Here is a 19,143-nt window from a genome sequence, read left to right as displayed (position 1 = left end):
CCGCCAAGACCTTCAGTGGATAGGGTGTTATGTCCGGAAAAGCGCAACAGCAGTCTCGTATCAAAGAGTTGATCACACTTGGTCGTGAGCAGGGCTACCTGACTTACGCGGAGGTCAACGACCACCTGCCGGAGGATATTTCAGATCCGGAACAGGTGGAAGACATCATCCGCATGATCAATGACATGGGGATCAACGTATTCGAGGTTGCGCCAGATAAGGATTCCCTTATGCTGGCCGACGCCGATACCGACGAAGCCGCGGCCGAAGAGGCAGCAGCAGCGTTGGCAGCGGTCGAGACCGACATTGGTCGCACCACCGACCCAGTGCGCATGTACATGCGTGAAATGGGTACGGTAGAGCTCCTCACACGTGAAGGCGAAATCGAAATCGCCAAGCGTATTGAAGAGGGCATCCGCGAAGTGATGGGCGCAATCGCGCACTTCCCTGGCACGGTTGACCACATTCTCTCCGAGTACACTCGCGTCACCACCGAAGGTGGCCGCCTGTCCGACGTCCTGAGCGGTTATATCGACCCGGACGACGGCATTGCGCCGCCTGCAGCCGAAGTGCCACCGCCTGTCGACCCGAAAGCCGTGAAAGCGGACGACGACACCGACGACGATGACGCCGAAGCAAGCGATGACGAAGAAGAAGCCGAAAGCGGTCCGGATCCGGTCATCGCCGCACAGCGTTTTGGCGCTGTCGCCGATCAGATGGAAATCACCCGCAAGGCGCTGAAAAAGCACGGTCGCTACAACAAGGCTGCGATTGCCGAGCTGTTGGCCCTGGCTGAGCTGTTCATGCCGATCAAACTGGTGCCGAAGCAATTCGAAGGCCTGGTCGAGCGTGTTCGCAGCGCCCTGGATCGTCTGCGTCAGCAAGAGCGCGCGATCATGCAATTGTGCGTTCGTGATGCCCGCATGCCGCGTGCCGATTTCCTGCGCCAGTTCCCGGGCAATGAAGTCGACGAAAGCTGGAGCGATGCACTGGCCAAAGGCAAAAGCAAATACGCTGAAGCCATTGGTCGCCTGCAACCGGACATCATTCGTTGCCAGCAGAAGCTGACCGCGCTGGAAACCGAAACCGGTTTGACGATCGCCGAGATCAAGGACATCAACCGTCGCATGTCGATCGGTGAGGCCAAGGCCCGCCGCGCGAAGAAAGAGATGGTCGAAGCGAACTTGCGTCTGGTGATCTCCATCGCCAAGAAGTACACCAACCGTGGCCTGCAGTTCCTCGATCTGATCCAGGAAGGCAACATTGGCTTGATGAAAGCGGTAGACAAGTTCGAATACCGCCGTGGCTACAAATTCTCGACTTATGCCACCTGGTGGATCCGTCAGGCGATCACTCGCTCGATCGCCGACCAGGCCCGCACCATCCGTATTCCGGTGCACATGATCGAGACGATCAACAAGCTCAACCGTATTTCCCGGCAGATGTTGCAGGAAATGGGTCGCGAACCGACCCCGGAAGAGCTGGGCGAACGCATGGAAATGCCTGAGGACAAGATCCGCAAGGTATTGAAGATCGCTAAAGAGCCGATCTCCATGGAAACCCCGATCGGTGATGACGAAGACTCCCATCTGGGTGACTTCATCGAAGACTCGACCATGCAGTCGCCAATCGATGTCGCCACCGTTGAGAGCCTTAAAGAAGCGACTCGCGAAGTCCTGTCCGGCCTCACTGCCCGTGAAGCCAAGGTTTTGCGCATGCGTTTCGGTATCGACATGAATACCGACCACACCCTCGAGGAGGTTGGTAAGCAGTTCGACGTGACCCGTGAACGGATTCGTCAGATCGAAGCCAAGGCGCTGCGCAAGCTGCGCCACCCGACGAGAAGCGAGCATTTGCGCTCCTTCCTCGACGAGTGATCACAGAACCCCCGGCCCAGGCCGGGGGTTTTGCTTTATGCAGATTAAATGCCCCGCACGTCCCACCCGCCGAATAGCCCGTCTACACTCGAAGCATTCCCCCAAAGCCATAACGAGACCGTTATGCCCAGATGGTCGACCGTGCTTTTTTTGCTGTCGCTGATGACCTGGACCGCAACGGCTGGCGCGCTGACTCTGACCGACGAAGAACGTAGCTGGCTGGCGGCTCACCCGGAATTGCGCCTGGGCGTCGATGCCTCCTGGCCGCCGTTTGAGTTTCGCGACGATCATGGGCGTTATCAGGGCCTGGCAGCGGACTATATCAACGTCATCCGGCAACGGCTGGCCATCAAACTCACGCCCATCGAACCGGTCAGCTGGACTGAAGTGCTGCAGCAGGCCAAACAAGGCAAGCTAGACATCTTGCCGGGCATCATGTCGACCCCCGAGCGCCAGACCTATCTGTCGTTCACCCGCCCCTACCTCGATTTTCCGATTGTCATTCTGGCCCACGTCGGAGGCCCCCAACCGCGCAAACTCAAAGATCTGTACGGGCTGAAGATCGCCGTGGTGGAAAACTACGCTCCCCATGAACTGTTGCGCACCCAGCATCCCGACTTGAATCTGGTGGCAATGCCCAATGTCAGCTCGGCGCTGCAGGCACTTGCCACCGATGCGGTGGACGCCGTCGTGGGCGATCTTGCCTCCAGCGTCTGGAGCCTGCGCCAGCTCAAGCTCGAAGGGCTCTACGTCAGCGGTGAAACGCCCTACCGCTATCAATTGGCGATGGCCGTCCCGCCGAACGACAAGCTGCTGGTCAGTATCCTGGACAAAGTCCTGGCAGACATGAGCCCGAGTGAAATCAGTGCCATCCAAGAACATTGGGTCGGTAATGTCCTCGATCATCGAACCTTCTGGTCCGATGTGCTGATGTACGGCCTCCCAGGACTACTGCTTCTGATCGTCGTTCTGGCAGTGGTTATCCGGATCAACCGCCGACTGAGTTCGGAAATAGCCCGCAGGGTCAATCTGGAACAGGAGCTGCGCAGCAGCGAATACCATTATCGCGGGCTGGTGGAGAGTCTTTCAGCCATCGCCTGGGAAGCGCAGATCAGCGATTACACCTACAGTTACGTGTCGCCCCACGCCCAGGACCTCCTCGGTTATCCCCTGTCCCATTGGCTGATTCCGGGCTTCTGGCGCAACATCATCCACCCCGCGGACCTCACCCGGGCCCAGGCCTTCTGCGACCGTGAAGTGGCGGCCGGGCGCGATCACAGCGTCGATTACCGGGTCATCACCGCTGATGGCCGTTGCCTGTGGGTCCGCGATATCGTCAGCCTGATCGAGCACGGCCATGAACCGGTCCTGCGCGGGCTGATGATCGACATCAGCGAAGCCAAGCGCACCGAAGAGGCGCTGCGCCTGTCGGAACAGAAGTTCGCCTCAGTGTTCCAGCAATGCCCGGATATTCTGGTGATCGCACGGCTTTCCGATGGCTGCCTGCTGGAAGTCAACGAAGCGTTCGAGGAACAGATCGGCCTCAAGGCCGAAGACGTCATAGGCCAGACGGCCACCGACCTGAACATCTGGGGCGTTCCCGGCGTGGGACCGGGTTTGCTGCAGCGGTTGCAGGCCGGCAGTATCCGCAACCTGGAGATGCCCTTTCGCCGCAACAATGGCCAGGTGTTTACCGGCCTGATTTCCGCCGAGCCTTTCGACCTCGACACGACCCCGGCCCTGGTGGTCGTCGTACGAGACATCAGTCAGCTCAAGGAAACCCAGCAACAGCTGCAAACCTCCGAAGAGAAATTTGCCAAGGCCTTCCACGCCTCCCCCGACGGCTTGCTGCTGTCCCGGCAGAGCGACGGCTTGCTGCTGGAGGTCAACGAAGGTTTCAGCCGTATAACCGGGTTCAACAGTGCGATGTCGGTAGATCGGTCGGCGTTGGACCTGGGGATCTGGGTCAATCTCAACGAGCGCAAACAGATGCTCGAATTGCTGCACCGCGATGGTTTCGTCCGCGACTTCAGTTGCCACATCCGCCGCAAGGACGGGCAGATCCGGCTCTGCGAAGTTTCAAGCCGACCGCTGCCCATCGGCGATGAAGACTGCATGCTGACCATCGCCCGGGACATTACCGAGCGGCACCTGATGCAGGAAAAATTGCAACAGGCCGCCACCGTGTTCGAAAGCACCGCCGAGGGCGTCTTGATCACCGACACCCAACAGCACATCAGCGCGGTCAATCGGGCATTCACCGAAATCACCGGCTACAGCGAGACCGAAGCACTGGGCCACACCCCTCGCCTGCTCGCCTCGGGCCTGCACGACAGCGCCTTCTATGCTGCGATGTGGCATCAACTGACCGCCGAAGGTCATTGGCAAGGCGAGATTTCCAACCGGCGCAAGAACGGCGAGCTCTACCCGAGCTGGCTGACCATCAGCGCCGTGCGCAACCGGGACAAACTCATCACCCACTTTGTCGCGGTGTTCGCGGACATTTCCAGCCTCAAGCATGCGCAAGCCAAACTCGACTACCAGGCGCACCACGATCCGCTGACCGGCCTGCCGAATCGCACACTGTTCGAAAGCCGCCTGCTGACCGCGCTGAACAACCAGCAGGAAAACGGTGGCCAAGGCGCCGTGCTATTCTTGGACCTGGACCGTTTCAAACACATCAACGACAGCCTCGGTCACCCGGTCGGCGACCTGCTGCTCAAAGGCATCGCCGTACGCCTCAAGGAGCAGTTGCGCGATATCGATACCGTGGCGCGGCTGGGTGGCGACGAATTCATCATCCTGCTCCCCGGCCTGCAACAGGCCAGCGATGCCGACAACATTGCCACCAAGCTGCTCAATTGCTTCAGCGCCCCTTTCCAGGCCGGCGAGCACGAGTTTTTCATCAGCGCCAGCATCGGCACCAGCCTGTATCCCAAGGACGGCTGCGACGTTGCCACGCTGGTCAAGAACGCCGATGCCGCGATGTATCGCTCCAAGGCCAAGGGCCGTAACCGGGTTGAAAGCTACACCCGCGACCTCACCGCCCAGGCCAGCGAACGCGTGGCACTGGAGCATGAACTGCGACGCGCCATCGAGCGCAATGAGCTGTTTTTGTACTACCAACCCAAAATCAGCCTCAAGGATCATCGGCTGGTCGGTGCCGAAGCGCTGATTCGCTGGCATCACCCGACCTTTGGCGATGTGCCCCCCGAGCACTTCATTCCCCTGGCCGAAGAAAACGGCATGATCCTGCAAATCGGTGATTGGGTATTGGAGACTGCCTGCCAGCAGATGTACGAGTGGAATCAGGTCTATGAGTGCCTCGGCCCACTCTCGGTCAACCTGGCGGGCGCTCAATTACGCCAGCCGAACCTGCTCGGCCGGATCGAGCAATTGCTCAAGGACAACCGCCTCAAACCTGATTTTCTGCAACTGGAGATTACCGAAAACTTCATCATGAGCCAGGCCGAAGAAGCGCTGACGGTCCTGCACCAACTCAAACGCCTGGGCGTGCAGCTGGCGATCGATGATTTCGGCACCGGTTATTCGTCCCTGAGCTACCTCAAACGCCTGCCGCTGGACATCCTCAAGATCGACCAGTCCTTCGTCCGCGGCTTGCCGGACGACCCGCACGACGCAGCGATTGTCCGCGCAATCATCGCCCTGGGCCGCAGCATGCAATTCACCGTCATCGCCGAAGGTGTCGAAACCCATGCCCAGCAACAATTCCTCACCGCCGAAGGCTGCGAACAGATCCAGGGCTACATCGTCAGCCTGCCACTTCCCCCCGACGAATTCGCCGCGACGTTTCTTCGTATAACCGTATCGGATTTTTCGGATAGCACAGCCGAGAAACCATCGCTATAATCCGCGGCCTACTGAGGGCCTATAGCTCAGTTGGTTAGAGCAGAGGACTCATAATCCTTTGGTCCACGGTTCAAGTCCGTGTGGGCCCACCAAACAAGAAAGCCGCGCTAATGCGCGGCTTTTGCGTTTTCTGAGATTGACGTTTGGTCTTAGGGGTTTAGACCAGCCGAGCCACCAAGGCGACGACGGCAAAGGTCACTAGGGCCAGCGCGGCGCCGAGCCCAAACGGCAGTAGTATCGCTCGGGTCGCAGTGGGTGCTGGGCTACGCATGTCTTCAGCCAAAGCGGCCACGTCTCGGTGCAACTGTTCAATGCTGGCTTGAGTCGTGGGGGGTGTGGACATACTGCGTCTTCCTGTGTGGATCACGGGCCGCGCCTAATGCGCTAGCCCTAGTTGGATAAGGTGGGCTGCTCCGCGGCAAAACTCAAGCGCCGCCGATGATTGGCTGCGCTCTGGCGGGCTCGGTATTAGAGCTTGGACCACAGCCCAACGGCTGCGACGAAGGCGGTGACCAGACCCGCGCCCACCGCAAACGGATACCAAAAGGCTTCCTGTCTGAGCTTACTTTCTTCGGCCATAAACTTGCGGGTCTCGGCCATGAATTTCCGGATTTCGACTTGGAGCTTATCGAGTTCCAGATTATCGCGGTCATTCTGTAGCATCAGTCATCCTGTCGGAGCTCGGGTCGCGCCTTATGCGCTGCTCTGAGGCGGGCCGTGCATCATTATTCCTATCTGCCGTCTAGGTTATATTTTGTGCGGACGGTGGGTTATCAGATGACGTCCGCCAAGGTTGTAGGCAAACTCCGAGAATTGCGTAATGGGCGCATTTAGGCACTTTGCCGCCTTGTTGGGCTTTTCTTCGACGGGATACTCTCCAGACGTCGCTGCCAATGCAGCGATCGGGTGTGGTAACCCGGTGAAACCAGCACAACAGTGCACTCATTACGAATACAGGCAGTTTTTATGCCTGTGATCTTGATATGGCGGCTGTGCGTGGGACGCCCTCGGGCGTGCCGGTTTCCTTGGTTCCCGGTTTACCACCCTGCGTACAGCTGCCACCTTTTCGTGTGGTAACGAAAAGGGCAGCTCCTCGAACCCAGGAGTAGAACCATGACCAAAACAATTCCGCCCGCAGCTTCCGAACTGAAAACCATCGGCCTCACGCCCTTCACCTATTGCTCGGATCAGCCACTGTTCCACGTCAGCGCTGGCGTCCCCATCCTCGATGCATTGACTCAAACCTCCGACCTGCTATCCCTCGCCAAATCATTTGCCGAATGACGCAGCCTACGCAAAAGACACCGACCGCCACGCCTGGGCCGCACACTACCTGACGGCGATGAGCAAAGCGGTGATTGATGATGTGGTGAAAGTGCTGACACCTCGGCCTGCCCGGACGGCGACAGAGTCCGAGGAATAGCGCCTGCACATTACTTGAAACACGCCCCGATTTTTCGGGGCTTCCAGATCGTGATCGGGAGTTCGGATGCTTAAGCCCAAACACTTAACGTTGGAATGGCCTGCACCGGCTGCAACCGCTCAAGCATTTCACCCACCAACACAATCTCATACGTATCCGCCCCCCTACCCCACTGCTCCACAATGACCATGCGCTCCACCAAAAGCCCCGCCAATCCAGTAATCGTATCGGCCAACACCTCGACGATTTCTTGGGTGCGCAACCACAAGCGATCATTAATGTCTGTCAGCTCAGCAATGATGCGATCAGACGACGCTGGATCCGTATCGGGATAGGCGATGTTTCGAAGCAAGTACCGCAACTCTCTTATTTTTGCGTGATCCTGTTCCGCTCCAAACTCTCCTTTCAGGATGGCTACCGCTTTCGACTTATCGACGCGTTTCTCGGGCGAGTGCTTTGCAGGCAAGGTCTGCGCCATGGCGCCAGCGAAGAGGACCATTATCCGGGCTTCCAAATGTTCCTTCATGGCTTCGAGCGACGAAATGGACCGCGTCAAGGTAATGGAGGCCCCGCCATGGTGCGTCAGACCCATGGTCACTTTCAGGGTCACATCACCCGTTTCAAAACCCAGGGCTCGGGCTACGACGTAATGCCCCATTTCGTGATTGGCAATCTGCAGTGCATAGTCGCGCAGAGCCGCAGGCATGCTCTTCATTTCGATCCCCTCGCTTCACAGCCCCTGGTTGCGCATTCGACTACGAGTGACAATTTGTGTCCATCCAATTAACCCGTTGAGGGCATGGACTGCCTGTAATATGCCTGCCCATTGCTCTGTACCGCTGGAGATACCCCTTTGCCTGACACTCGCCCGCCCGTTCTCGACGAAATCGACCGCCAATTGATCGCCGCCTTGCAGATCAATGCCCGTGAAAGTGTGGCCATGCTTGCCCGGCAACTGGGCATCGCCCGGACCACCGTTACTTCGCGCCTGGCCCGGTTGGAAAAGGCCAAGGTGATCACCGGTTACGGTGTGCGACTGGGTCAGCGTGTGGTGGATGGCGGATTGCAGGCTTACGTCGGGATTACGGTGCAACCGAGGTCTGGCAAGGAAGTGCTGCGACGACTTAGCGCCATGGCTCAGGTGCAGCAGCTGTGTGCGGTGAGTGGCGAGTTTGATTATGTGGCGTGGTTGCGCACCGATTCGCCGGAGCAGCTGGATCAGTTGCTGGATCAGATCGGCAGTGTGGATGGGGTGGAGAAGACGACGACTTCGATCATCCTGAGCAGCAAGATTGATCGGGGGCAGCCGGTTTGAATTTCCGCCGGTAGGTCTTCGGTGTCTGGTCGGGCCTCTTCGCAGGCAAGCCTCGCTCCTACAATATGTAGTGATAAATCGTCATATTGATAAAACAATTAGCAAAACGACGACACATTGCGTCTTATTAACGTGTTCTACGCTCTCTAGAATGGCTGCCATCTTTTCCTATACTCAGACGCGCATCCTGCGTCGGGTCGCCAGCAAGGTCAGCCATGAACAAGAACAATCGCCATCCTGCAGACGGTAAAAAACCAGTCACTATTTTCGGCCCGGATTTTCCTTTCGCCTTCGATGACTGGATCGAGCACCCGGCCGGGCTGGGGAGCATTCCAGCGCACAATCACGGCGCCGAAGTGGCGATCGTCGGGGCTGGCATTGCCGGTCTGGTGGCCGCCTATGAACTGATGAAACTGGGCCTGAAACCAGTCGTCTACGAAGCCTCGAAAATGGGCGGTCGTCTGCGCTCCCAGGCGTTCAACGGTGCCGAAGGCATCATCGCCGAGCTCGGCGGCATGCGCTTCCCGGTGTCGTCCACTGCGTTTTATCACTACGTCGACAAACTCGGCCTCGAGACCAAGCCCTTCCCGAACCCGCTGACCCCCGCGTCTGGCAGCACGGTGATCGATCTGGAAGGCAAAACCCATTACGCACAGAAACTGGCGGATCTTCCTGCACTGTTCCAGGAAGTAGCTGACGCTTGGGCCGATGCCCTGGAAGACGGTTCTCGCTTCGGCGAGATCCAGCAGGCGATCCGCGATCGCGACGTGCCGCGCCTCAAGGAATTGTGGAACACCTTGGTGCCGTTGTGGGACGACCGCACGTTCTACGATTTCGTCGCCACCTCCAAAGCCTTCGCCAAGCTCTCCTTCCATCACCGCGAAGTGTTCGGCCAGGTCGGTTTCGGCACCGGTGGCTGGGACTCGGACTTCCCCAACTCGATGCTGGAAATCTTCCGCGTGGTGATGACCAACTGCGACGATCACCAGCACCTGGTGGTCGGCGGCGTGGAACAAGTGCCGCAAGGCATCTGGCGCCATGTGCCGGAGCGTTGCGTGCACTGGCCTGAAGGCACCAGCCTCAGCTCGTTGCACAACGGCGCGCCGCGTACCGGCGTGAAGAAAATTGCCCACGCGGCAGGCGGCCGTTTTGCGGTCACCGACAACTGGGGCGACACCCGCGAATACGCAGCGGTGCTGACCACTTGCCAGAGCTGGCTGCTGACCACCCAGATCGAGTGCGACGAGAGCCTGTTCTCGCAAAAGATGTGGATGGCCCTGGACCGTACCCGCTACATGCAGTCGTCGAAAACTTTCGTGATGGTCGACCGCCCGTTCTGGAAGGACAAAGACCCGGAAACCGGCCGCGACCTGATGAGCATGACCCTCACTGATCGCCTGACCCGTGGCACGTACTTGTTCGATAACGGCGACGACAAGCCTGGGGTGATTTGCCTGTCGTACTCATGGATGAGTGACGCCCTGAAAATGCTTCCACAGCCAGTGGAAAAGCGCGTGAAGCTGGCGCTGGATGCGCTGAAGAAGATCTACCCGAAAGTCGACATCGCCGCGCGGATCATCGGCGATCCGATCACCGTGTCGTGGGAAGCCGACCCGCATTTCCTCGGGGCCTTCAAAGGCGCGCTGCCCGGCCACTATCGCTATAACCAGCGCATGTACGCGCACTTCATGCAGGACGACATGCCGCCCGAGCAACGCGGGATTTTCATCGCCGGCGATGACGTTTCATGGACGCCGGCGTGGGTTGAAGGCGCGGTGCAGACGTCGCTCAACGCGGTATGGGGCATCATGAAACACTTCGGCGGTGAAACTCACGCCGAAAACCCGGGTCCAGGAGATGTGTTCAACGAGATCGGTCCGATCGCCCTGCCCGAGTAAGAGGAATCCGAAATGCGCGTAGCCCTTTACCAATGTCCACCGCTGCCCCTGGATGTCGCAGGCAACCTGCAACGCCTGCATCAACTGGCGCTGGAGGCCAAGGGCGCGGATTTGCTGGTGGTGCCGGAGATGTTCCTGACCGGCTACAACATCGGCATAGACGCCGTCAGCGTGCTGGCGGAGGTGCACAACGGTGAATCGGCGCAGCAAATCGCGCGTATCGCCAAGGCAACCGGGATCGCCATTCTGTATGGCTACCCGGAGCGTACCGAGGACGGGCAGATCTACAACGCCGTGCAGTTGATCGACGCCAATGGCGAGCGGCTGTGCAACTACCGCAAGACTCATCTGTTCGGCGACCTCGATCACTCGATGTTCAGCCCCGGGCCGGATGAGTTTCCGTTGGTTGAACTCAACGGCTGGAAGCTTGGCTTTTTGATCTGCTACGACCTGGAGTTCCCGGAGAACGCCCGGCGTCTGGCGTTAGCCGGTGCCGAGCTGATCCTGGTACCGACCGCGAACATGATTCCCTACGATTTCATCGCCGACGTCACCGTCCGCGCCCGGGCCTTCGAAAACCAGTGTTATGTGGCTTACGCCAACTACTGTGGGAGCGAGGGCGAGATCCAGTATTGCGGCCAGAGCAGCATCGCCGCGCCGGATGGCAGCCGTATCGCCCAGGCCGGTCTTGATGAAGCGCTGATTGTCGGTGAGCTGGATCGCCAGCTGATGATCGATTCCCGCGCAGCCAATCGCTACTTCCTCGATCGTCGTCCCGAGCTTTACGACGCGCTGAACAAGCGCTGATCCACTTAGGGGGCGTTCTCAATATGTTTCCCCGGCGCAGTGTGGAAACTCATTGAGAACGCCCCCTAATCCGCTAGCATTAGCGCTTCTCTGTTCTGGAAGTGCTCATGCCTGCGCTGAATCACCCCCACCTTCACACTGAAACCCTGGCCAACGGTCTGCGGGTGACGCTGCGTCATGCTCCCGGTTTGAAGCGCGGCGCCGCTGCGTTGCGGGTCGCTGCCGGCAGTCACGACGTGCCATCGGCCTGGCCAGGGCTGGCGCACTTTCTCGAGCATTTGCTGTTCCTGGGTACAGAGCGCTTTCCCGCAGGACAAGGGCTGATGGCCTACGTACAAGGTCATGGCGGGCAGGTAAACGCGCGAACCAGCGAACGGACGACGGACTTCTTTTTCGAACTGCCGCCCCAGACGTTCAGCGCTGGGCTGGAGCATCTGTCAGACATGCTCGCCCATCCGCGTATGAATCCGGACGATCAGCGGCGGGAACGGGAAGTGCTGCACGCCGAATTTGTCGCCTGGTCGCGGGATGCCACAGCCCAACAGCAATTCGCGCTGTTCGACGGGCTCTCGGCGGCTCACCCGTTACGGGCGTTTCATGCTGGCAACCGTTACAGCCTGCCGATTCCGCAGCCCGAGTTTCAGCAAGCGTTGAAGGACTTCCATCAGCAGTTTTATCAGACCGGGCAAATGACGTTGAGCCTGGCCGGCCCGCAGAGTCTCGAAGCATTGAAAGGGATGGCGCAGGCGTTTGCCCTTGCCATTCCCGCCGGTAAAAAAGTCCCCCAGGCAAAGCCCAGCCTGTTGATGGATTCATCGGCCAATAGTTATCAACAGGCTGGAGAACGTCGACTGGATCTGCTGTTCACCTTCGAAGGGCTGCCCGACTCATCGCCCGAAGCGCTGGCGTTCCTGTGCCATTGGCTGACCGCCGCAAAGCCCGGCGGCCTGTTGGCGCAGCTGCGAGACAGCGGGCTGGCAGACAACCTGAAAGCCGCGCCGCTCTACTGCTATGCCGGGCAAGCCTTGCTGCACATCGAATTCACGCTGCCCGCAAACGCCACGCAATCGGGCAACGTGATCCGCGAACGGCTTCTGGATTGGCTGGGCTTTTTTGCCTCCCGTCAGGATTGGGCCCAATTGCGCGAAGAATACGCAGCCCTGCAGCAGCGCCAACAACAAGTCAGCAGCGCCTTGCAACTGGCCCAACGGGACAGCGAGCAACTTGCACCGGGGTTGTCCGAACAGGGCGTTGTCGCCCTCAAGGCAATCCTGCAACAAATCGGCGCCGTGGATAACTTCACCGGCCAGTGGCAACTACCGCCCCCCAACCCGTTTTTGCGTACCGAGACTCCAGCCCCGAATGCCGGCTTGATTCGCGGCCAGACCAGCGCCCACCGTGGCCTGCGGACCTTTGCCCAGGATCGCTCGCGCAGTCGCCGCGAACGTTCGCCGATGCAGTTCAGTCAGGCGTTGCCGGATAACACGGATGAAGGCGCGGTTTATCTGCGCTGGCGCCTGGAGTCCGCGCCTCATGGCCGTCTTCAGACCAATCTGGAAAACAACCTGGGGCCGTTGCGCGAGGATGCACGTCAGGCCGGTGTCGACGTTTCCTTCAGCGCATCGGGCAATGAGTGGCTGCTGAAACTGACGGGCCTGCAGGAGCCGATGCCAACAGTCCTCGAACATGTGCTGAAAGCGCTGACAAAACCTGATGCCCGTTTCTTACAGGAAGCACCGACGGCCACCCCATTGATGCCGATTCGACAGCTGCTCAAGGCGTTGCCCGATCTATGCACTGAGCACACCGCAGCCTCGGATGACTTGCAGCAACTCTGGTCGAGTGCGCGCTGGGATGGCCTGGCGACCGGATTGTCGGCCCAGACGCAAGCGGCGATGGGGTTGGCGTTGAGTCGTGTGCCGGGAACGCCAGACCATCAATCGACGTCACCTCTATCGATCGGCTCACAGCATCTCTGGAGCGCCATCGATACCGGCTCCAGCGAACACGCGCTGTTACTCTTTTGTCCGACGGCAACCCATGACATCGCCGACGAAGCTGCCTGGCGCTTGCTCGCACACGTGTGCCAGACACCGTTCTATCAACGCTTGCGGGTGGAGCTGCAACTCGGTTACGCGGTGTTCAGTGGCCTGCGCCAGATCAACGGTCAGACCGGGCTGTTGTTCGGCGTGCAATCGCCGAGCGTCGCGCCTCTGGACTTGTTGCAGCACATCGAACAATTCCTCGGCGAGCTCGAAAGGATGATCGAAAGCATCGATGAGCTGACCTTCATCGCCCAACGCCAAGCCCTGGCCGATCAATTCGACAGCACCGCCCTGCCCAACACCCAGGCCGCCGAACTGCTCTGGCAAGGCAAACTGGCCGGCCACTCGTCGGATTATCTGGGCCTTTTACCTCAAGCGATTCTGAAGATCGACCGCAAAGCCTTGCTGGCCGCGGCACAGCGACTGAATAGGGCCGAAGGTGGCTGGCGCTGTCTGGCCAGCGGACCTTGCCCGACTACGCGCTGGCAAGTGGCAAAATGATCATTACCGGCGCTGCAATTAGCTTTCTCAAAGATTCGCAGCCAATCGCTCTGTAATTTTGAGTAACATAGCCACCTAACTATCTGAACATCTCCGGCTGGAGGTGGACTATATGTGTAGGTCTCAACTGTCCCATCCACCTGAAGGAGCGCTTCTATGTCCTGGTCCAAACCTGCTTACACCGACCTGCGTATCGGCTTCGAAGTCACCATGTACTTCGCAAGCCGCTAAGCTCTGCCGTTTGGTAGAGAATGCAGTGCTACGCCTCGGCTTGCCGGGGCGTTTTTATTTTCAGTTTTCAATGATGGAGCGGCCATGTTTGTCCAGATTCTAGGTTCCGCCGCCGGCGGCGGTTTCCCCCAGTGGAACTGCAACTGCGCGAACTGCGCAGGTTTTCGCGACGGCAGCCTGCGGGCCGAAGCGCGTACCCAGTCGTCCATCGCGATTTCCGATGATGGCGTGAACTGGGTGCTGTGCAATGCTTCGCCGGACATCCGCGCCCAGCTCCAGAGTTTCGCGCCGATGCAGCCGGGACGCGCGCTGCGTGATACCGGCATCAGCGCAATCATCCTGATGGACAGCCAGATCGACCACACCACCGGCCTGCTCAGCCTGCGTGAAGGTTGCCCGCATCAGGTCTGGTGCACTGACATGGTCCATGAAGACCTGAGCACCGGGTTCCCGTTGTTCACCATGCTGACCCACTGGAACGGCGGGTTGAACTGGAACCGTATCGAACTCGATCAGAGCTTCACCGTCCCGGCCTGCCCGAATCTGCGTTTCACCCCACTGCCCCTGCGCAGCGCCGCCCCACCCTACTCGCCGCACCGCTTTGACCCGCATCCGGGCGACAACATCGGCCTGATCGTCGAAGACCTGAGCACCGGCGGTAAACTGTTCTACGCACCGGGCCTGGGCAAGGTCGATGCTCCGCTGCTGAAGATCATGGCCAGCAGCGATTGTCTGCTGGTAGACGGTACGATGTGGGACGACGACGAAATGCAGCGCCGTGGCGTCGGCACGCGCACGGGTCGGGAAATGGGCCACCTGGCGCAGAACGGCCCCGGCGGCATGCTCGAAGTGCTGGAACAACTGCCCAAGCAGCGCAAAGTGCTTATCCACATCAACAACACCAACCCGATTCTCGATGAGGATTCGCCAGAGCGTGCGGAGCTGGCCCGTCGTGAAGTTGAAGTGGCTTATGACGGCATGAGTATTGTGCTGTAGCGGATAGCCTCTTCGCGGGCCAGCCACGCTCCCACAGGGATAGCGCTATCTCTGTGGGAGCAGGCCTGCCCGCGAAGGCGTCAGACCAGACACCAAAGAATCCACCGGTTGTTCCCGGAGAACCGCAATGACTGATACCCCAATGTCCCCCGCCGAATTCGAAGCGGCCCTGCGCGCCAAGGGCGCCTACTACCACATCTATCATCCGTATCACGTGGCGATGTATGAAGGCCGGGCGACCCGCGAGCAGATCCAGGGCTGGGTCGCCAACCGCTTTTACTATCAGGTGAACATCCCGCTCAAGGACGCCGCGATCCTGGCCAACTGCCCGGACCGCGAGATTCGTCGCGAGTGGATTCAGCGCCTGCTGGACCATGACGGCGCCCCCGGCGAAGACGGCGGTATCGAAGCCTGGTTGCGTCTTGGGCAAGCGGTCGGCCTCGACCCGGATCAGTTGCGCTCCCAGGAGCTGGTGCTGCCCGGCGTGCGTTTCGCCGTGGATGCCTACGTCAACTTCGCCCGCCGGGCCCGTTGGCAGGAAGCCGCTAGCAGCTCATTGACCGAGCTGTTCGCGCCGCAAATCCACCAATCGCGCCTCGACAGTTGGCCGCAGCATTACCCGTGGATCGACCCGGCCGGTTACGAATATTTCCGTACGCGCCTGGGCCAGGCTCGCCGGGATGTGGAGCACGGTCTGGCAATCACGTTGCAGCATTACACTACGCGGGAAGGCCAGGAGCGCATGCTGGAAATTCTCCAGTTCAAACTGGACATTCTTTGGAGCATGCTCGATGCCATGAGCATGGCCTACGAACTGAACCGCCCGCCGTACCACAGCGTGACCGAACAGCGGGTCTGGCATAAAGGAATCACCTTATGAGTTTTGATCGCAGCAAAACCCCGACCTGGCGTCCCGGCTACCGTTTCCAGTACGAACCGGCGCAAAAGGGCCATGTATTGCTCTACCCCGAAGGCATGATCAAACTCAATGAGAGCGCCGCGCTGATCGGTGGCTTGATCGATGGCCAGCGAGATGTCGCGGCCATCATCGCCGAGCTCGACAAACAGTTCCCCGGCGTGCCCGAGCTCGGTGACGACATCGAGCAATTCATGGAGGTCGCCCGTGCTCAGCACTGGATCGAACTTGCCTGATTCCGTGTCAGACAAGTTACCGCCCAAGCCCGAAATCGGCCTGCCCCTTTGGCTGCTGGCGGAGCTGACCTATCGCTGCCCGTTGCAATGCCCGTACTGCTCCAATCCGCTGGATTTCGCCGAGCAAGGCCAGGAGTTGACCACCGAGCAGTGGATCAAGGTCTTTCGCGAAGCCCGGGAAATGGGCGCGGCGCAGTTGGGGTTTTCCGGTGGTGAACCGCTGGTACGCCAGGACCTCGCCGAGTTGATCGCTGAGGCGCGCAAACTGGGGTTCTACACCAACCTGATCACCTCCGGCATCGGCCTCACCGAGCAGAAAATCAGCGACTTCAAAAAGGCCGGCCTGGACCACATCCAGATCAGCTTCCAGGCCAGCGACGAGCAGGTGAACAACCTGCTGGCCGGCTCGAAAAAGGCCTTCGCGCAAAAACTCGAAATGGCCCGTGCGGTGAAGGCGCACGGCTATCCGATGGTGCTGAACTTCGTCACCCATCGGCACAACATCGACAAAATCGACCGGATCATCGAGCTGTGCATTGCCCTTGAGGCAGACTTCGTCGAACTCGCGACGTGCCAGTTCTATGGTTGGGCTCAGCTCAATCGGGTCGGCCTGCTACCGACCAAGGAACAATTGGTTCGCGCCGAACGCATCACCAACGAATACCGCGCGAAACTGGAAGCCGAAGGGCATCCGTGCAAGCTGATTTTCGTGACGCCGGACTATTACGAAGAGCGTCCGAAAGCCTGCATGAATGGCTGGGGCAGTATTTTTCTGACGGTCACACCAGACGGAACCGCCCTGCCCTGTCATGGCGCCCGACAGCTGCCGGTGCAGTTTCCCAACGTGCGCGACCACAGCATGCAGCACATCTGGTACGACTCGTTCGGCTTCAACCGCTTTCGCGGTTACGACTGGATGCCCGAGCCGTGCCGCTCCTGCGACGAGAAAGAAAAGGACTTCGGCGGCTGCCGTTGCCAGGCGTTCATGCTCACGGGTGACGCGAGCAATGCCGACCCGGTGTGCAGCAAGTCGAAACATCACGGCGTGATCCTCAAGGCCCGCGAAGAAGCCGAGCACGCGACCCAGACCATCGAACAACTGGCCTTTCGCAATGAACGAAACTCACGCCTCATCGCCAAAAGCTGAACCCTTGAGCGCCGCCAGGGCCGTCGCGGCCGGCATCGACTTCGCCGAGTTGCAGGTCGGGCCACATGGCCTGTTCTGGAACGAGTACCGCCCCGAAGATGCTGCCTGCCGAGTCTGGCAGTGGCGCGACGGTCAGGCCCACTGCCTGACGCCACCCACCTTCAGTGTGCGCAGCCGGGTGTACGAATATGGCGGTGGCGCGTTTTGTCTGACCGATGACGGGCTGGTGTTCGTCAACGAGGCCGATCAGCAGCTGTATCGGCAATCGCTGAGCGATGAGACGCCTGAGGTGCTGACTTCAAGTGAATGCCGGTACGGCGATCTGCACTTCGCCAACGGGCAAGTGCTGGCGGTGGAAGAAAACCGCGATCGGCATCGCCTGGTGGCGATCGATCTGGCAGATGGCCGACGCCATCTGCTGGCCGAAGGCGCTGATTTCTACGCGGCACCGACCTTGAGTCCTGACGGTCGACGTCTGGCCTGGATCGAGTGGAATCGCCCGGATCAGCCCTGGACCGCAACACGCCTGATGGTTGCCGAACGCCAGCGCGATCACACCTTTGCGCAGCCGCGTTGTGTGGCCGGTGACGGTGCTCAGGAGTCACTGCAACAACCGGGATTCGATGACAGCGGCCGTCTGTATTGTCTGACCGATCGCGGCGGTTTCTGGCAGCCGTGGGTGGAGTCGACAGAAGGACTGAGCCCACTCCCGAGCACTGCTGCCGACCATGGACCGGCGCCCTGGCAATTGGGTGGTTGCACCTGGTTACCGTTGAGCGAAGACACTTATCTGGCCAGTTGGACCGAAGAGGGTTTTGGGCGACTGGGGCTTTGTCATGGCGATGGCTCCCGTGAGGATTTCACGGGCGACTACAGCCGCTTCCGCCATCTCGCACAGGATGACCAGTTCATCTACTGCATCGCCGCTTCACCAGTCAGTTCGGCGTCGGTGATTGCCATTGACCGCAAGACCCGGCAGGTGAAGACCCTCGCCGGTGGTGTTGTCCCCCTGCCGGCCGATCAGATCAGCCGCCCGCAAACCCTGCGTTATCCGAGCGGTTCGGGCGAGGCCCACGGGTTCTTCTACCCGGCAATGAACGACGATACGAAACCGCCCTTGGTGGTGTTCATTCACGGCGGCCCGACTTCGGCCTGCTACCCGATGTTCGACCCGCGAATCCAGTATTGGGCACAACGCGGCTTCGCCGTGGCCGATCTCAACTACCGAGGCAGCAGCGGCTACGGCCGTGCTTATCGCCAGGCGCTGCATTTGAGCTGGGGCAAGGTGGACGTGAAAGATGCCTGCGCAGTGGTCGGCTACCTGGCCGAGCGCGGACTGATCGACGGCGATAAAGCGTTTATCCGTGGTGGCAGCGCCGGCGGGTACACCGCATTGTGCGCATTGGCCTTTCACAAGGTCTTTCGTGCGGGCGCCAGCCTGTATGGCGTCAGCGATCCCGTTGCGCTGGGCCGCGTCACGCACAAGTTCGAAAGCGATTATCTGGACTGGTTGATCGGCGACCCGGTAGAGGACGCTGAACGCTACGCCGCGCGCACGCCGCTGCTGCATGCGAACAACATTAGCGTTCCAATGATCTTCTTTCAGGGTGAACTGGACGCCGTGGTGGTGCCGCAACAGACCCGCGACATGGTCAAGGCATTACAGGACAACGGCATTCTGGTCGAAGCGCATTACTATGCCGACGAACGCCATGGCTTTCGCAAGGCCGGCAACCAGGCCCATGTGCTGGAGCAGGAATGGATGTTTTATCGGCGGGTGATGGAGTTGGCGGACTGAAATCGTAGCGCCCCATTCGCGGGCAACCATTGATCCTGCTATCACTCAAGCACTGAAATGTCTTCGGCAAAACGCAGAGACAA

At 59.7% G+C, this 19,143-nt stretch carries 15 protein-coding genes, 1 tRNA gene and 1 pseudogene; 14 read left to right on the top strand and 3 right to left on the bottom strand.

Annotation, left to right across the window (positions count from 1 at the left end):
• Positions 1 to 29 precede the first annotated feature (29 nt).
• The 3 genes from rpoD to AC1DQM_RS11930 all read left to right on the top strand — a co-directional run bounded on the left by rpoD (position 30) and on the right by AC1DQM_RS11930 (position 5,839).
• Positions 30 to 1,877 carry an RNA polymerase sigma factor RpoD gene (gene rpoD, locus AC1DQM_RS11940; protein ID WP_007936542.1) on the top strand — a complete coding sequence of 616 codons (1,848 nt, stop codon included), beginning with the start codon at positions 30 to 32 and terminating at the stop codon, positions 1,875 to 1,877.
• A gap of 123 nt (positions 1,878 to 2,000) precedes the next feature.
• Positions 2,001 to 5,747, top strand: coding sequence for a bifunctional diguanylate cyclase/phosphodiesterase (locus AC1DQM_RS11935; protein ID WP_477746225.1), 3,747 nt, complete (start codon positions 2,001 to 2,003; stop codon positions 5,745 to 5,747).
• 15 nt (positions 5,748 to 5,762) lie between these two features.
• Positions 5,763 to 5,839, top strand: a tRNA-Ile gene (locus tag AC1DQM_RS11930).
• Positions 5,840 to 5,904: 65 nt separating this feature from the next.
• Here AC1DQM_RS11930 and AC1DQM_RS11925 read toward each other — a convergent pair.
• Together AC1DQM_RS11925 and AC1DQM_RS11920 are read right to left on the bottom strand one after the other, a co-directional pair.
• Complete coding sequence (locus AC1DQM_RS11925; RefSeq protein WP_007936539.1) at positions 5,905 to 6,090, bottom strand: hypothetical protein; 186 nt, start codon at positions 6,088 to 6,090, stop codon at positions 5,905 to 5,907.
• Positions 6,091 to 6,215: 125 nt separating this feature from the next.
• Positions 6,216 to 6,410 carry a hypothetical protein gene (locus tag AC1DQM_RS11920; RefSeq protein WP_018928835.1) on the bottom strand — a complete coding sequence of 65 codons (195 nt, stop codon included), beginning with the start codon at positions 6,408 to 6,410 and terminating at the stop codon, positions 6,216 to 6,218.
• A gap of 450 nt (positions 6,411 to 6,860) precedes the next feature.
• Between AC1DQM_RS11920 and AC1DQM_RS11915 the strand changes: the two are divergent.
• A pseudogene (locus tag AC1DQM_RS11915) lies at positions 6,861 to 7,170 on the top strand (DUF3077 domain-containing protein).
• Between the two features lie 70 nt (positions 7,171 to 7,240).
• Here the strand turns inward: AC1DQM_RS11915 and AC1DQM_RS11910 are convergent.
• The gene (locus AC1DQM_RS11910) at positions 7,241 to 7,885 is read right to left on the bottom strand and encodes a peptidase M41 (protein WP_477746224.1); all 645 of its coding nucleotides are present in this window, start codon (positions 7,883 to 7,885) and stop codon (positions 7,241 to 7,243) included.
• Between the two features lie 138 nt (positions 7,886 to 8,023).
• Between AC1DQM_RS11910 and AC1DQM_RS11905 the strand changes: the two genes are divergently transcribed.
• The 10 genes from AC1DQM_RS11905 to AC1DQM_RS11860 all read left to right on the top strand — a co-directional run bounded on the left by AC1DQM_RS11905 (position 8,024) and on the right by AC1DQM_RS11860 (position 19,060).
• The gene (locus AC1DQM_RS11905; protein WP_007980298.1) at positions 8,024 to 8,485 is read left to right on the top strand and encodes an Lrp/AsnC family transcriptional regulator; all 462 of its coding nucleotides are present in this window, start codon (positions 8,024 to 8,026) and stop codon (positions 8,483 to 8,485) included.
• Between the two features lie 215 nt (positions 8,486 to 8,700).
• Positions 8,701 to 10,383 (top strand): flavin monoamine oxidase family protein, encoded by a 1,683-nt coding sequence (locus AC1DQM_RS11900; protein WP_018928833.1) that lies wholly within the window; start codon positions 8,701 to 8,703, stop codon positions 10,381 to 10,383.
• Between the two features lie 12 nt (positions 10,384 to 10,395).
• Positions 10,396 to 11,190 (top strand): carbon-nitrogen hydrolase family protein, encoded by a 795-nt coding sequence (locus AC1DQM_RS11895; protein ID WP_477746223.1) that lies wholly within the window; start codon positions 10,396 to 10,398, stop codon positions 11,188 to 11,190.
• 107 nt (positions 11,191 to 11,297) lie between these two features.
• The gene (pqqF, locus tag AC1DQM_RS11890) at positions 11,298 to 13,736 is read left to right on the top strand and encodes a pyrroloquinoline quinone biosynthesis protein PqqF (protein ID WP_477746222.1); all 2,439 of its coding nucleotides are present in this window, start codon (positions 11,298 to 11,300) and stop codon (positions 13,734 to 13,736) included.
• 156 nt (positions 13,737 to 13,892) lie between these two features.
• Positions 13,893 to 13,967, top strand: coding sequence for a pyrroloquinoline quinone precursor peptide PqqA (gene pqqA / locus AC1DQM_RS11885; RefSeq protein ID WP_009045898.1), 75 nt, complete (start codon positions 13,893 to 13,895; stop codon positions 13,965 to 13,967).
• An 84-nt stretch (positions 13,968 to 14,051) separates the two neighbouring features.
• On the top strand, positions 14,052 to 14,963 hold the full coding sequence (gene pqqB / locus AC1DQM_RS11880; protein ID WP_018928830.1) for a pyrroloquinoline quinone biosynthesis protein PqqB: 912 nt from the start codon (positions 14,052 to 14,054) through the stop codon (positions 14,961 to 14,963).
• A gap of 127 nt (positions 14,964 to 15,090) precedes the next feature.
• On the top strand, positions 15,091 to 15,843 hold the full coding sequence (gene pqqC / locus AC1DQM_RS11875) for a pyrroloquinoline-quinone synthase PqqC (protein ID WP_007936521.1): 753 nt from the start codon (positions 15,091 to 15,093) through the stop codon (positions 15,841 to 15,843).
• Complete coding sequence (gene pqqD / locus AC1DQM_RS11870; RefSeq protein ID WP_018928829.1) at positions 15,840 to 16,115, top strand: pyrroloquinoline quinone biosynthesis peptide chaperone PqqD; 276 nt, start codon at positions 15,840 to 15,842, stop codon at positions 16,113 to 16,115. Before pqqC ends, pqqD begins: the two co-directional genes overlap by 4 nt.
• A gap of 4 nt (positions 16,116 to 16,119) precedes the next feature.
• Positions 16,120 to 17,262, top strand: coding sequence for a pyrroloquinoline quinone biosynthesis protein PqqE (pqqE, locus tag AC1DQM_RS11865; RefSeq protein ID WP_167331194.1), 1,143 nt, complete (start codon positions 16,120 to 16,122; stop codon positions 17,260 to 17,262).
• Complete coding sequence (locus AC1DQM_RS11860; protein ID WP_477746221.1) at positions 17,228 to 19,060, top strand: S9 family peptidase; 1,833 nt, start codon at positions 17,228 to 17,230, stop codon at positions 19,058 to 19,060. Before pqqE ends, AC1DQM_RS11860 begins: the two co-directional genes overlap by 35 nt.
• Positions 19,061 to 19,143: the final 83 nt, after the last annotated feature.

Source organism: Pseudomonas sp. 01L34 (assembly GCF_056400265.1).
The sequence above is the reverse complement of the archived record's forward strand: the minus strand, read 5'-3'. Positions and strand labels throughout refer to the sequence as shown.